Source organism: Variovorax sp. M-6 (assembly GCF_052114385.1).
Taxonomy (GTDB): Bacteria; Pseudomonadota; Gammaproteobacteria; order Burkholderiales; family Burkholderiaceae_C; genus Variovorax.
The window spans coordinates 19127-33032 of sequence record NZ_JBFREQ010000007.1; the positions used below are offsets into that span (position 1 = coordinate 19127).

At 68.2% G+C, this 13906-nt stretch carries 14 protein-coding genes and 1 pseudogene; 8 read left to right on the forward strand and 7 right to left on the reverse strand.

Annotated elements, in window-relative coordinates; all coding sequences use genetic code 11:
• Positions 1–111: 111 nt before the first annotated feature.
• A pseudogene (locus AB4Z46_RS09980) lies at positions 112–201 on the reverse strand (hypothetical protein); the annotation flags it as partial.
• On the opposite strand from AB4Z46_RS09980, the gene AB4Z46_RS09985 reads away from it, so the two are divergent.
• Positions 176–307, forward strand: coding sequence for a hypothetical protein (locus AB4Z46_RS09985; protein WP_442283554.1), 132 nt, complete (start codon positions 176–178; stop codon positions 305–307). The pseudogene AB4Z46_RS09980 and the gene AB4Z46_RS09985 overlap by 26 nt on opposite strands.
• A 407-nt stretch (positions 308–714) precedes the next feature.
• Positions 715–972, forward strand: coding sequence for a hypothetical protein (locus AB4Z46_RS09990; protein WP_442283330.1), 258 nt, complete (start codon positions 715–717; stop codon positions 970–972).
• A gap of 51 nt (positions 973–1023) precedes the next feature.
• Here AB4Z46_RS09990 and AB4Z46_RS09995 read toward each other — a convergent pair whose 3' ends face one another.
• Positions 1024–1269 (reverse strand): hypothetical protein, encoded by a 246-nt coding sequence (locus AB4Z46_RS09995; RefSeq protein WP_442283331.1) that lies wholly within the window; start codon positions 1267–1269, stop codon positions 1024–1026.
• A gap of 1101 nt (positions 1270–2370) precedes the next feature.
• Between AB4Z46_RS09995 and nhaR the strand changes: the two genes are divergently transcribed.
• From nhaR to AB4Z46_RS10010, 3 genes are all read left to right on the forward strand, one after another.
• Positions 2371–3279, forward strand: a complete 909-nt coding sequence (gene nhaR / locus AB4Z46_RS10000) for a transcriptional activator NhaR (protein WP_442283332.1) — start codon at positions 2371–2373, stop codon at positions 3277–3279.
• Positions 3280–3303: 24 nt separating this feature from the next.
• Complete coding sequence (locus AB4Z46_RS10005) at positions 3304–6498, forward strand: bifunctional cytochrome P450/NADPH--P450 reductase (protein WP_442283333.1); 3195 nt, start codon at positions 3304–3306, stop codon at positions 6496–6498.
• A 96-nt stretch (positions 6499–6594) separates the two neighbouring features.
• On the forward strand, positions 6595–6840 hold the full coding sequence (locus tag AB4Z46_RS10010) for a hypothetical protein (protein ID WP_442283334.1): 246 nt from the start codon (positions 6595–6597) through the stop codon (positions 6838–6840).
• On the opposite strand, the gene AB4Z46_RS10015 is transcribed toward AB4Z46_RS10010, so the two are convergent.
• Positions 6812–7072, reverse strand: a complete 261-nt coding sequence (locus tag AB4Z46_RS10015; protein WP_442283335.1) for a hypothetical protein — start codon at positions 7070–7072, stop codon at positions 6812–6814. The two genes, AB4Z46_RS10010 and AB4Z46_RS10015, sit on opposite strands and share 29 nt — an antisense overlap.
• 175 nt (positions 7073–7247) lie before the next feature.
• Between AB4Z46_RS10015 and AB4Z46_RS10020 the strand changes: the two genes are divergently transcribed.
• Both AB4Z46_RS10020 and AB4Z46_RS10025 read left to right on the forward strand, forming a co-directional pair.
• On the forward strand, positions 7248–8372 hold the full coding sequence (locus AB4Z46_RS10020) for a 3-deoxy-7-phosphoheptulonate synthase (protein WP_442283336.1): 1125 nt from the start codon (positions 7248–7250) through the stop codon (positions 8370–8372).
• A complete protein-coding gene (locus AB4Z46_RS10025) occupies positions 8372–9013 on the forward strand; it encodes an ABC transporter ATP-binding protein (protein ID WP_442283337.1) in 642 nt (213 codons plus the stop codon). Before AB4Z46_RS10020 ends, AB4Z46_RS10025 begins: the two co-directional genes overlap by 1 nt.
• Positions 9014–9025: 12 nt before the next feature.
• Here AB4Z46_RS10025 and AB4Z46_RS10030 read toward each other — a convergent pair whose 3' ends face one another.
• The 4 genes from AB4Z46_RS10030 to AB4Z46_RS10045 all read right to left on the reverse strand — a co-directional run bounded on the left by AB4Z46_RS10030 (position 9026) and on the right by AB4Z46_RS10045 (position 12493).
• Positions 9026–9523 carry an SET domain-containing protein gene (locus AB4Z46_RS10030; protein WP_442283338.1) on the reverse strand — a complete coding sequence of 166 codons (498 nt, stop codon included), beginning with the start codon at positions 9521–9523 and terminating at the stop codon, positions 9026–9028.
• Between the two features lie 88 nt (positions 9524–9611).
• Positions 9612–10301, reverse strand: a complete 690-nt coding sequence (locus tag AB4Z46_RS10035; protein ID WP_442283339.1) for a nitroreductase — start codon at positions 10299–10301, stop codon at positions 9612–9614.
• Between the two features lies 1 nt (position 10302).
• The gene (locus tag AB4Z46_RS10040; RefSeq protein WP_442283340.1) at positions 10303–11274 is read right to left on the reverse strand and encodes a Bug family tripartite tricarboxylate transporter substrate binding protein; all 972 of its coding nucleotides are present in this window, start codon (positions 11272–11274) and stop codon (positions 10303–10305) included.
• Positions 11275–11326: 52 nt separating this feature from the next.
• A complete protein-coding gene (locus AB4Z46_RS10045) occupies positions 11327–12493 on the reverse strand; it encodes an acyl-CoA dehydrogenase family protein (RefSeq protein WP_442283341.1) in 1167 nt (388 codons plus the stop codon).
• Between the two features lie 141 nt (positions 12494–12634).
• On the opposite strand from AB4Z46_RS10045, the gene AB4Z46_RS10050 reads away from it, so the two are divergent.
• Positions 12635–13897, forward strand: a complete 1263-nt coding sequence (locus AB4Z46_RS10050; RefSeq protein WP_442283342.1) for a CaiB/BaiF CoA transferase family protein — start codon at positions 12635–12637, stop codon at positions 13895–13897.
• Positions 13898–13906: the final 9 nt, after the last annotated feature.

A 13906-nucleotide genomic window follows, 5' to 3' on the forward strand; every position in this document is an offset into this window, starting at 1 on the left:
CCGTGAGGAGGCGATCGAGTTTGCGCCTGCGTCGGGAGCGTCGACGTTGACGCGGGACACGAGTCCCTGATCTTGAAGGATTGCCAGGCGCGCCTGTAGCGTTCCACTCGAGATGGAGCCGGCTTCGGCGAGTTCGGAATCGAACTGCGGTGAGCGGTCGCGAAGGAGGGAGAGAATGAGGGAGTTCTTGTCGAGCGTCATCGACTATGGCGCCGTCGGCAAGGCGCGGAAATCCGCATCACGGAGCATGACAGGCTCGGCCGAGCCGCTGGCGACCCGGCGCCGCACCGCTGCATGGATTTCCTGAAGATGGTCGACGAAGGTTGACAGGGGCGTGTCGTCACGTCCAGTCGGGTGAAAGCGATAGTGGAGGTCTCTTTGCCGACGCTCGCACCGACATGCTGCTCGCCGATCAGAACCCAGAAACGGACAGTGCCCGACGATTCATGAAATGTCGATTTGTTGGTCAAGAACTAGGCTTTCGGGTGAAGACGAAAGTCATCGATCCAGAGGGCGGCTCGCGTTCGATCGAACGTGGCGCGTCACACAATTGAAGAACCGCTTGCGGCCCTGGCAGCAGGCGCCAAAGTCGCTGCCATCGTAGTGCATTGGCCGTGTGGTCCGGCGATGGGCAGCGAAATAAGGGCATTCAAAACAACGCCCTCTTGCGAATGCCGCACACTCCACGCTCCCTCATCGCCTGAAAGGCACTTCATGTCCATGACCATTTTGCAGGCAATCGAGCGTCTGAAGGAGATCCCCAACGATCTCGACATTCGCGGTCGACTCGAGGCCTTCGAACTGTGCGCGCCCAGCCACAAGGGCCGGCCTAACGACATCAGCATGGTCAAGTCCGCACTGTGGCAAGGACAACTGCGCATCGACGCCGACACCCTGAAAGTCATACAGGCCATCGCGATCGAATCTGCGAATTCGCAGGATGCGCTGGCCCTGGCACGGGCCGGAGCTTGAGACTGGAGGCTGCGCGCTCCACGTTCTGTCCCGTCTCGGCCGAAGGCTTTGCTACGAGATGTGGAAGCGGCCGATGGCGTCGCGCTGCGCATTCGAGATCGCAGCAAACGCATCGTCGATGCCGCAGTCGCCCGTGTTGATCACGAGGGAATCGGACCAGTTCTTTCCGGCGTGATCGGCCTTGGCCAGCTTGTACTGAACGCTCACCTTGAGGCCCGTGCAGCCGGAGGTCCTGCGAGCCTTGTCGGTGATCCATTCGCTCAATTCCTCGAGCGTGACCGGGTGAGTTGTTGCCATTGTGTCCTTGTGTGTGGGTGCATTGTCGCTCTGCCACGCCGACCTTCAACGCTGGCGGTGGGCGCCGGGCAGAGCCGCTCAACCTGGCGTCCGCTGATTCCCAGCGCCTGCGCGGCCTGACCGACCCGAAGCGAACGGTCGACCACCGCTTGGACTGTCTTGAATCGATCGGCCTCGCGCATGGTCATTGTGACCGTCGCTGCAGCAGTCGCTATGGCCATGCCTCGAAGCTCGGGGCGACCGAATATGCGACATCTGAACTTTGCTGGAACGCGACACTACAACTTTGCTCCCACACTCGCTGAGGATCGAAAGGACAATTATGTTCAACACTGCGGAGCAGGCCCGAGGCACTCGCGCACGAGCGAGGAGGGTAGTGGCGGTTAACGGGTATTGCAGTCGTTGAGATTCAGCAACGGGCCCCGAGGCCCAATTGCACAGGCAAGAAAGCGGTCGTCGGACTTTGCGAGAGCGGGGTCGCCCTAGGGATGCAGCCGAGCCACATTCCAGGATGGGAAGCCCGACAACGTCAAGATCGCTTATCAACGAACTCACTTTCGACTCACTGCATGCGTTTCGTGGAAAGCTGCCCCCTACGGAGCCGCCCAAGGTTCACCTTGGAGCGATCTCGAGAGCAGCGAAGAATATCCTTCCCAATACCGTAGAGCACAAACAGCAGATTGGGCTGCTACCGGTTTTCGTGGACACCGGCCTACGCTTTTTGAGCTTTCTCGAACTCTATCGGACTGACGTGCCGAGCGTCGAGTAACGACGCGTCGGGTTGTAGAACCGCTCCCAGCCTCGGCCGAGCGAGCAACAGTCGTGGTCGCAATAGCCTTTCACGTTTGCTTCTTGAGCCATATTTGCTGAACAGCTAGCGGATTGACATCACGCCGGCGGGCATCGAGGCTCAAGAGCCTCGAGAAAGGCGCCGCAGTGGCGCAGTAATCTTGAAGTAGCCGAAGAGCACACGGGTCATAGTTGGTGCGCCCCAGAGCCTTAGGTCGACTATTGGCTGGTGACCGAAAGCGGCGATAGCCTTCGAGATAAGTCGAATTTTTGACACCATTCATTCGGGTTTTGCGTAGGATTGGGTGCTGAATGAACTTCAAGCACCTGCATTACTTCTGGGCCGCCGCCAAGGCCGGCGGCATCGTGCGCGCCAGCGAGCAGCTGCACATCACGCCGCAGACGCTGTCGGGCCAGATCAAGCTGCTCGAAGAAAGCCTGGGCTGCCCCCTGTTCCAGAAGCGCGGCCGGGGGCTCGAGCTGACGCCCGAGGGCCGCACCGCATTGAGCTATGCCGACCAGATCTTCGCGCTCGGCTCCGAACTCGAGGCGGCCCTGGGCAGCCGCGGGGAGGGCGCCCGCGCGCTCGACTTCCGGGTCGGCATCGCCGACGCCGTGCCGAAGTCGATCGCCTACCGGCTGCTCGAACCGGCGCTCGGCATCCCGGAGCCGGTGCGGCTGATCTGCCACGAGGGCAATTTCCGCGACCTGCTCGGCCAGCTCTCGGTGCAGCGCATCGACCTCGTCATCGCCGACGAGCCGATGGGCCGGCAGATTGGCGTCAAGGCCTTCAACCACACGCTGGGCACCACTGCGATGAGCTTTTTCGCCACCGCGGCGCTGAAGCAGACGCTCAGGGGCGAGTTCCCAGCCTGCCTCGACCGTGCGCCGATGCTGATCCAGGGCGCGTCCTCGGCGGCGCGGCAGCGGCTCGACCTGTGGCTGGCGGAGCATCGGCTCAGGCCGCGGCCGATCGGCGAGTTCGACGACGCCGCGCTGCTGAAGGCCTTCGGCGGCGAGGGCCGCGGCGTCTTCATGACGCCCACGGTGCTCGAGGAGGAGACCTGCGCGCAGTACGGGGTCGAGGTGATCGGCCGCGCCGCCGAGCTGATCGAGGAATTCTTCGCGATCTCGGTCGAGCGCCGCATCACCCATCCCTGCGTGGTCGCCATCACGAAGGCGGCGCGCGGGCGCTTCCATCGCGGCCGCAGCTCGGGATAATCGGCCGTCTTTCCAAGGACCCCCATGAACGCTCATCCTGCCGACCGGCCCCGGGTTCCCCAGCCGCCGCTGAAGCCGATCGTCGGCAATCTCGGCGAGCTCGATTCGAAGGCGCCGATCCAGAGCATGATGCGGCTGGCCGGCATCTACGGGCCGATCTTCAAGCTCACGCTGCTGGGCCGCGACGTCTACGTGGTGAGCTCGCAGGCGCTGGTCAACGAGCTCTGCGACGAAACGCGCTTCAACAAGCGCGTGCACGGCCCGCTGCAGGAGATCCGTGCCTTCGCCGGCGACGGCCTCTTCACCGCCTACAACAGCGAGCCCAACTGGGCCAAGGCGCACCGGCTCCTGATGCCGGCCTTTGGCCCGCTGGGCGTGCGCTCGATGTTCGACCGCATGGTCGACATCGCGCACCAGATGTTCGTGAAGTGGGAGCGCTTCGGCTCGTCGGCGGTGATCGACGTGGCCGACAACATGACGCGGCTGACGCTCGACACCATCGCGCTGTGCGCCTTCGACTACCGCTTCAACAGCTTCTACCAGAACGAGATGCATCCCTTCGTCGCGGCGATGGTCGACGCGCTCGACGAGGCCGGCCAGCGCGGGCGGCGGCCGGCGATGGTGTCCAACCTGATGGTCGGCACCCGGCGCCGCTACGAGGCCGACCAGCAGATGCTGGCGCGCGTGGCCGAGCAATTGATCGCCGAGCGCCGCAGCGACCCGCAGGGCGCGGGCAAGAACGACCTGCTCAACGTGATGCTCCACGGCGTCGATCCGGTGAGCGGCGAGAAGCTCTCGGACGAGAACATCCGCTTCCAGATGGTCACCTTCCTGATCGCCGGCCACGAGACCACCAGCGGCCTGCTGTCCTTCGCCTGCTACCTGCTGCTGAAGAACCCCGAGGCGATGCTGAAGGCGCGCGCCATCGTCGACGAGGTGCTTGGCGACCAGATGCCGAGGGTCGAGCATCTCGCGCAGCTGCGCTACATCGAGCAGATCCTGATGGAGTCGCTGCGCCTGTGGCCGACCGCGCCCGCCTTCGGCGTCAAGCCGATCGCCGACACCCTGCTGGCGGGCCGCTACCCGCTCACGACCAAGGACACGGTGCTGGTCCTGCAGCCGGCGCTGCACCGCGACCCGGCGGTCTGGGGCGAGGATGCCGAGGCCTTCCGCCCCGACCGCTTCGAGCCCGACACGGCCGAGAAGCTGCCGCCGAATGCGTGGAAGCCCTTCGGCAACGGCGCCCGGGCCTGCATCGGCCGGCCCTTCGCGATGCAGGAGGCGCAACTGGTGATCGCGATGCTGCTGCAGCGCTTTGACATCGTGATGGAGGACCCGTCCTACCAGCTCGAGATCGCCGAGACGCTGACCATCAAGCCGCACGGCCTCAAGATCCGCGCCCGCAGCCGGAGCGCCGATGGCTTCGCGCTGCGCAGCGCCATCCCGTCGGTGCCGCAGCGGCTGGTGAAGGAACCGATGGACGAGGTCGCGCTGCCGGCCGACGCGCCGGCGCTGCTGGTGCTGTACGGCAGCAACACCGGCTCCTGCGAGATGTTCGCCCGCCGCATCGCGGCCGAGGCGTCGCGGCAGGGCTACGCCGCCACGGTCGCCACGCTCGACGAGTACGCCGGGGCGTTGAAGGCCGGCGCGCCGGTGGTGGTGGTCACGGCCTCCTACGAGGGCCAGGCGCCGGACAACGCGAAGAAGTTCCTGTTGTGGCTCGAGGGCTGCGCGCCGGGCACGCTGGACGGCGTCCGCTTCGCGGTGCTGGGCTGCGGCAACCGGCAATGGGCGCGGACCTACCAGGCGGTGCCCAAGCGGGTCGACGCGGCGCTCGCCGCGGCCGGTGCCGTCCGCCTTGGGCCGCGCGGCGAGGCCGATGCCGGCGGCGACTTCTTCGGCGCCTTCGACGAGTGGTCCGGCGCGCTGTGGGACGGCCTGGGCGTGGCGCTCGGGCGCACGGTGGCCGACAAGCCGTCGGTGCCGAGCTTCGATGTGGAGGTCCTCAAGTCGGCCCGCGAGCGCGCGCTGGCACTCAACGAACTCGAACCCGGCACCGTGGTCGAGAACCGCGAGCTGGTGAACATGGGCGCCGCCGGCGCGCGCTCCAAGCGCCATCTGCAGATCGCGCTGCCGGCCGGCATGCGCTACCGCAGCGGCGACTACCTCGCGGTGCTGCCGCGCAATCCGGACGCCAGCGTGGCGCGCGTGCTGGCGCGCTTCGGCCTCGCCGGCGATACGCAGATCGTGATCCGGAAGCAGGCGGGCACCGCTTCGGCGCTGCCCGGCGACTACCCGATCGGCGCCGCCGAAGTGCTGGCGGGCTACGTCGAGCTGGCGCAGCCAGCGACCCGCGCGCAGGTCGGGCAGCTCGCCGAGGCGACACCGTGCCCGCCCGAGCGCCAGGCGCTGGAACGATTGGCGGGCGAGCAGGCCTACGCCGAGGAAGTGCTGGCCAGGCGCGTCAGCGTGCTCGACCTGCTCGAGCGCACGCCGTCGTGCGGCATCGGACTGGCGGGCTTTCTCGGCATGCTGCCCACGCTCAGGGCGCGCCAGTACTCGATCTCCTCCTCACCGCTGGCCGACGAAGCCGAGGCCAGCCTGACCTTCGCGGTGGTCGATGCGCCCGCGCTGTCGGGGCAGGGCACGTTCCAGGGCGTGGCCTCGACCTACCTGGCGCGCCTGCAGGCCGGCGACCGGGTGTCGGTCGCGGTGCGGCCCTCGCAGTCCGGCTTCCGTCCGCCGGCCGATCCGAAGACCCCGATCGTGATGGTGTGCGCCGGCACCGGCGTCGCGCCCTTCCGCGGCTTTCTTCAGGAGCGCGCCTGGCAGAAGGCGGCCGGCCGCGAGGTCGGCCCGGCGCTGCTCTTCTTCGGCGTCGACGATCCGGAGGTCGACTACCTGTACCGCGAGGAGTTCGCGGCCTGGGAGGCGGCGGGCGTGGTCGAACTGCGGGCCGCGTTCTCGGCCCGGCCCGAGGTCGATGTCATGTTCGTGCAACACCGAGTCTGGCGGGACCGGGCCGACATCGGCGCGTTCTTTCGCCAGGGCGCGCAGTTCTATGTCTGCGGCGACGGCAGGCACATGGCGCCGGCGGTGCGCGAGACCTTCATCCACATCTACCAGAGCGCGACCGGCAGCGACGATGCCGCGGCCGAGGCCTGGGTCGACCGCATGGAGCACGAGCACGGGCGCTACGTGTCGGATGTGTTCGCCTGAGGGGCTGCATGGTCCGTGTTGCGCAATAGTGCAAATGCACTATTCGGGCGACCGGGCGCAGCCGTGAGACTGTGGCCAGGAATCCTCGGTCGACCCATGCTCACTCTCAGTCGGAAAGAAAAGATCCTTCGCAAGGCCGGCATCGCCGTGCCGCCGTTCCCGGCCCGCCGCCTGCCGCTGCAGGAGCGTCATTTGCACACGCCCGCCAGGGTGCCGCAGGAGGAACGGGACGCCGACGCCGAGCAGCGCGCCGCGGTGCAGGCGTGGAGGCAGACGGTCAATGCGCTGCACGCCGCGCACGTGGAAGGTCGGTTCAGACCAGGGCGCCAGGGATCGTCATGATGTCCCAGGCGCCGCCGAAGCCGCTCGGCGTCGGGCGTTCGACCACGGGCTGGAAGCTGGCCAGCACCTGGCTGCCCGCCGCCTGCGCGGCCTGGTAGGAGGGCAGCGGGCCGCTGGCCGAATCGATCACCTGGCAGGGGCCCAGCCGCAGCCAGCCGCCGGGTCGGACGATCATCCAGTAATAGTGGCCCGCAATGGGTTCTTCGATGACGAGGCTCAGGTCAGGCTTCATGTGCTGCGAGTTTCAAACTCATGTGCTGAGCCGGCATTGAATCGAAGGCGCGCGGGTGCGCCAAGGAAATAGATCACGCCGGGGAGTCCTATTTGCCCCGATCCCGGCCGGACGGGGGCCCCCGCCGTCCGGAGGACAATCGGGGATTCTCCCGCTCGAACCCTGAACCCCGAACATGCCCCCACTCGACGACCCCTTCCACGATGCCGAGGTCGGCTCCCGCGACAGCACCCTCGATACCACCCGGATCGACGACGTGCGCATCGGCGCGGTCCGCCCGCTCCTGACGCCCGCGCTGCTGCAGGAGCGCGTGCCGGTGCGCGACAACACGCTGGCGCTGGTGGAAAGCAGCCGCGCCGCGATCGCCGACGTGCTGCACGGCCGCGACGACCGCCTGGTGGTGGTGGTCGGGCCCTGCTCGATCCACGACCACGACCAGGCGATCGAGTATGCGCAGCGCCTGAAGCCGGTCGCCGACCGGCTGCAGGACGACCTGCTGATCGTGATGCGCGCCTATTTCGAGAAGCCGCGCACCACCGTGGGCTGGAAGGGCTACATCAACGATCCGCACCTCGACGGCAGCTTCGCGATCAACGAGGGGCTGGAGCGCGCGCGGCGCCTGCTGCTGGAGCTGACCACGCTGGGGCTGCCGACCGGCACCGAGTTCCTCGACCTGCTGAGCCCGCAGTTCATCGCCGACCTGATCGCCTGGGGCGCCATCGGCGCGCGCACCACCGAGAGCCAGAGCCATCGGCAGCTGGCCTCGGGCCTGAGCTGTCCGGTCGGCTTCAAGAACGGCACCGACGGCAGCGTCAAGGTCGCGGCCGACGCGATCCTCGCGGCCCGTGCGCCGCACGCCTTCATGGGCATGACCAAGATGGGCATGGCGGCGATCTTCGAGACCCGCGGCAACGACGACTGCCACGTGATCCTGCGCGGCGGCAAGGCACCCAACTACTCCGCCGCGGACGTGGCGGCGAGCAGCGACGCGCTGGCCGCCAACGGCCTCAGGCCCCAGGTCATGATCGACGTCTCGCACGGCAACAGCAGCAAGCAGCACCAGCGCCAGATCGTGGTCGCGGCCGACGTGGCGGCGCAGATCGCGGCCGGCGAAGCGCGCATCACCGGCGTGATGATCGAGAGCCACCTCGAGGAGGGGCGGCAGGACCTGTTGCCGGGAGTGGCGCTCAGGCACGGCGTCTCGATCACCGATGCCTGCATCGGCTTCTCGCAGACGGTGCCGGTGCTCGAGGGGCTGGCCTCCGCGGTCGAGGCGCGCCGGCGTCTTGCCAAGGTGTGATGGGCGCGCAGGCTGCCCTGTCCCCCGTGCTGCAGGTCCGGAATCTGAATTTCGCCTACCCGGGGGAGCCGCCGCTGGCTTCCGGCTGGAGCGCTTCCATCGGCCCGGGCGTGACGCTGCTGCATGGCGACACGGGCAGCGGCAAGTCGACCCTGCTGCGCGTGCTGGCCGGTGCCCTGGCTGCTGAGGGCGAGTTGGCGCTGGCGGGTGCGCGCCTCCACGAAGACGCGTCGATCTACGAGAGCGGCGTCTTCTTCGTCGACCCGGCCACCGATGCATTCGATCCGCTCACCGTGCACGCCTGCACCGCGGCGCTGCGCGTCGGCGACGCGCGCTTCGACGAGGCCGCGTGGCAGTCGCTGGCCGAGGGTTTCGGGCTGGCGCCGCATATGGACAAGTCGATGTACATGCTGTCCACCGGTTCGAAGCGCAAGGTCTGGCTGGCCGCCGCGCTGGCTTCCGGACGGCCGCTGATCCTGCTCGACGAGCCGACGGGCGGACTCGATGCCGCGTCGATCCGCTGCCTCTGGCGCGCACTGGCCGAGAAGGCGCGGGGGTTGCAGCAGGCCGTGGTGGTGGCCAGCGGCGAGCGCATCGACCTGCCCGCGCTGGCCGCGACCCTCGAGCTGCCGCTGCGCTGAACGTCGAGGGTCCTAGGCGAGCATGCCGGGCTGCGGCTCGGTCCTCGGCTCGACGTCCAGCAGGGTGCCGCGGCAGTTCGCTGCGCCGCAATGGCACGGATAGTCGGACGGCGCCGAGCCGTCGTCGGCCGTGAGGCCGTAGTCGATGAAGAGTTCGTCGCCGGCCTCGACCGGCACCAGCGTCTGGAACCTGAGCTCCAGGCGGCCGGCGGCGTCGTACTCCTCGACCGCCTCGCAGTTCGGATCGCAGGAATGGTTCAGGTGGCGGGTGGCGTTGCCGCCCTTGCCGGCGTCGATGATCTCTTCGTTGGAGAGCTTGAACAGATAGGTCAGCTGGCCGTCCCACTTCCGGCCGGCGACCTGCTCGGCCGTGTAGCGGCGGCCTTCGTAGAGACCCAGGAAGGCGTGGGCAGGCAGTGGCCGGGTGGCGAATGCGCCCAGACCGTGCACGCCGCTGGGCGACACCCGCAGGCAGGGGGTGGAGGAATCGGATCTTCTGGCGGCGGTCATGGCAGGGAACGGAGTGCGGGGCGAACAAGGCACCCGGGAGGCATGCCATCGCGGGCGGGATCGCATCGTACCCAAGAATGCCCGCGCCTCAGCGGTCGATCCGCCTGAGCACCTGCGGCAGCGGCGCCCGCGAGGTGCGGTAGCCGTTCGCGGGATGCTCGCGTTCCGCGTAGCCGAAGGAAATGCCGCAGACCACCGCCTCCTCGGCCGGCAGGCCCAGGCATTCGCGGATCACGTCGCAGTGGTTGGCCAGGGCGGCCTGGGCGATCGCGCTCACGCCGTGCGCCTCGGCCGCCAGCAGGAAGTTCGCGATCCAGCCGCCGCAGTCCAGCAGGGCATAGCTGCCCAGGCTGCGCGGGATCGACACGATCAGCACGTGCGGTGCGTCGAAGAGGTCGTAGTTGCGCAGCGCCTGCCTCGACGAAGCCGCGCGGTCTTCCTTCTCGATGCCCACGGCCCGGTACAGCTGCAGGCCCGACGCGCGCCGGCGCGCCAGGTGCTCCCCGGCATACGCGGACGGGAACGCGATGTCCCGCACGGGCGGGCGCGTTCGCGCCGCCTGCTGCAGGGCGTCGCGCAGGCGCCGGGTGCCTTCGCCGCGGGTCATGACCAATTGCCATGGCTGCGTGTTGCACCATGACGCCGTGCGTTGCGCCGTCTCCAGAATGCTGTCGACGACCGGGTCCGGGACGCTGTGCGGCCTGAAGGCGCGGCAGCTGTGGCGTTGCCCCAGCAACCGCCTCAGGACGGCTGCGGGTGTCTGGGTCGGGTCGTCCACCTCACTCCGCCTGGATGCCGGCGGCCTTGATCCGCGCGCCCCAGGCGGCCTCCTGCTCGACCATGAAGGCGGCGAACTCTTCGGGCGCACCCGGATAGGGTTCCAGGCCCAGCGATGCGAATCGCTCCTTGACGGCGGGCTTGTTGAGCGACTTGATCACCGCCGCGCTCAATGTGGCGACGACGCCCGGCGGCAGGCGCGCCGGGCCGAGCAGCCCGCCCCAGGCGACGTACGAGAAGCCCGGGAAGGTCTCGCCCAGCGCGGGCAGTCCCGGCATCAGCGAGGAGCTCTTGTCCGCCATCATGGCCAGCGGCTTCACCTTGCCGTCCTTGACCAGGCCCTGCGAGGAGGCGAGATCGACGAACATGAAGTCGAACTGGCCGCCCACCAGGTCCACCAGCGCGGGCGGCGTGCTGCGATAGGGCACCGCGACCGCGCTGAACTTGGCGGCATGCATCAGGTGCGCGCCCGCCACCTGGCCGGTCGCGTTGCCATAGCCCATGGTGTTGTTGCGCGATGGCGCGCGCACGCCCTTCAGGAACTCGGCCACGTTGGTCGCCGGCGAGTTGGCGGCGACCACGAGGATGAACGGAAAGTTGGTGGTCCGGGCCACCGGGGTGAAGTCCTTGATCGGCTCGTAGTTCAGCTTCTTGTAGAGCCAGGGATTGGCCGAATGGGCGGAGCTGGTGCCGAGCAGCAGGGCGTAGCCGTCGGCCGGGGCCTTGCTCACGATCTCCGCGGCCACGGCGCCGTTGGCGCCCGGCTTGTTGTCGATCACCATCGGCACGCCGAGCTCCTTTTGCACGTCTTCCATCAGGATGCGCGTCATGACGTCGGTGCCGCTGCCGGCAGCGAAAGGCACGACCACGCGGATCGGCTTGGAGGGATAGGCCTGGGCCAGCGATGCCGTGCTGCACAAGGCGATCGCCAGGGGCAGCAGGCACTGCTTGAGAGTCGAAGCGAAGTCGGGCATTGGGTGTCTCCTGTGGTCGGCGCGGTCGGCGCGGTCGGGGGAAGTCAATCGGTCAATAGGATTTGGGCAGGCCCAGCACCCGCTCGGCGATGAAGCACAGAATCAGCTCCGGGCTGATCGGCGCGATGCGCGGAATGAGGCTCTCGCGCAGGTAGCGCTCGACGTGGTATTCCTTCGCGTAGCCGAAGCCGCCGTGCGTCATCACCGCTTGCTGGCAGGCGCTGAAGCCGGCCTCGCCCGCCAGGTACTTGGCCGCGTTGGCGGCGGCGCCGCAGTTCAGGCCGCTGTCGTACTGCCAGGCGGCCTGCATCACCATCAGCCAGGCGGCTTCGAGCTCGATCCAGTTGCGCGCCAGCGGGTGCTGGATGCCCTGGTTCTGGCCGATCGGGCGATCGAAGACCACGCGCTCGCCGGCATAGGCCGTGGCCCGCTGCAGCGCCAGCTGCCCCAGGCCCACGGCCTCGGCGGCGATCAGCACGCGCTCGGGGTTCATGCCGTGCAGGATGTATTCGAAGCCGCGTCCTTCCTCGCCGATGCGGTCCGCGACCGGCACCTCGAAGTTCTCGATGAACAGCTCGTTCGAGTCGACGCACTTGCGTCCCATCTTCTCGATCTCGCGGACCTGCACCCGCGTCCGATCGAGATCCGTATAGAACAGCGTGAGCCCGTGCGTGGGCTTCTTCACGTCTTCCAGCGGCGTCGTGCGCGCCAGCAGCAGCACCTTCTGGGCCACCTGCGCGGTCGAGATCCAGACCTTGCTGCCATTCACGACGTACTTGTCGCCCTGGCGCACCGCCCGCGTTCGCAGCTGGGTGGTGTTGAGCCCCGTGTTCGGCTCGGTCACCGCGAAGCAGGTCTTGACCTCGCCGCGCGCCATGGGCGGCAGCATGCGTTCCTTCTGCGCCTCGCTGCCGAACACCACCACCGGGTTCAGCCCGAAGACGTTGATGTGGACCGCCGAGGCCCCCGACATGCCGGCGCCCGAGCGCGCGATGGTCTGCATCATCACGGCCGCATCCGCGATGCCGAGGCCCGCGCCGCCGTACTGCTCGGGGATGCAGATGCCCAGCCAGCCGTCCCTGCCGAGGCTGGCGGCGAACTCTTCCGGAAAGCCGCCGTCCCGGTCCTTGCGCAGCCAGTAGGCGTCGTCGAACTGGCTGCAGATCTTCTGGATGGATTCGCGGATGGAGGCCTGTTCGGCGGTGATCTGGAAATTCATGGTCGCTGTGTGTCGTGCTTGAAAGTTCGACATCATTCACCTATGTGATCAAATCATGCATAGGTGTGAACACCTATGGCCGATCACGAGGCCTCGTCGCCAGAATGCGGCATCCATTCAAGACGCTGCTGCCGCTCTCCCATGAACTCACCCCATCCGCCCGACGCGAGCCTTTCGCCGTCTACCGCGCCGCCGCTCGCGGGCTACAAAGTCGTCGACATGAGCACCGTGCTCATGGGCCCGGTCGCCACCCAGGTGCTCGGCGACTACGGCGCGGACGTGATCAAGGTGGAGCCGCCCGACGGCGACGTGATGCGGCACGCGGGCGCCGCCCGAACCTCCCGGATGGGCGCGATGTACCTGGCCAACGGCCGCAACAAGCGCAGCATCGTGCTGGACATCAAGCAGCCCGAGGGCAAGCGGGCGCTCCTGAGGCTCTGCGAAAGCGCGGACCTGTTCATCCACAACGTCCGGCCGGCCGCGATGCAGCGTGCCGGGCTGGGCTACGACGACCTGCGCGCCGTCAACCCCTCGATCGTCTACGTCTCGCTGGTCGGCTACGGCGAGCGCGGCCCGTATGCGAACCAGCCGGCGCTCGACGACATCATCCAGGCCGGCGCCGGGGTCTGCGGCCTGTTCGTCCGGGCCGGCCTGGACGAGCCGGTCTTCGTGCCGCTGACGATGGCGGACCGCCTCACCGGCACGACCGCGGCCCACGCCGCGATCGCCGGCCTGCTGCGGCGCGAGCGCACCGGGCTCGGCCAGGCGATCGAGGTGCCGATGTTCGAGACGCTGGTCCAGGCCGTGCTGGGTGACCACCTGAACGGCAAGGCGTTCCTGCCGGCCATCGACGACTCGGGCTACGGCAGGCTGCTGACGCCGCACCGGCGTCCCTACAAGACGCTCGACGGCTACATCGCGGCCACGCCCTACAACGACAAGCAATTCCGCGCCTTCTACACCGCGATCGGACGGGCCGAGGCGTTCGACGGCAACGCGTTGCTGGCGACGCAGAGCGCGCGCGCCCGGAACTACCACGCGACCTACGCCGAGCTGGCGCAGATCATCGCCACCCGGACGACCGACGAATGGATCGCCCTCTGCCGCGCCCACGAGGTGCCGTGCGCCCGCGTCAACTCGATCGACGACCTGCTGGACGACCCGCACCTGCAGGCCGTCGACTTCTTCGAGGAGGGCGAGCACCCGACCGAAGGCCGCATCCGACAGATGCGGCCCAGCACGCAGTGGAGCTCCGCCGACGTGTCCATCCGCAGGCATCCGCCGCGCATCGGCGAGCAGAGCGTCGAAGTGCTGCGCGACGCCGGCTACAGCGCGGCCGAGATCGACGCGCTGCTGGCGAGCGGCGTCACCCTCGACGGGCGCTGCCCGGCCGGCGAAGGCTGACCGCCCGAC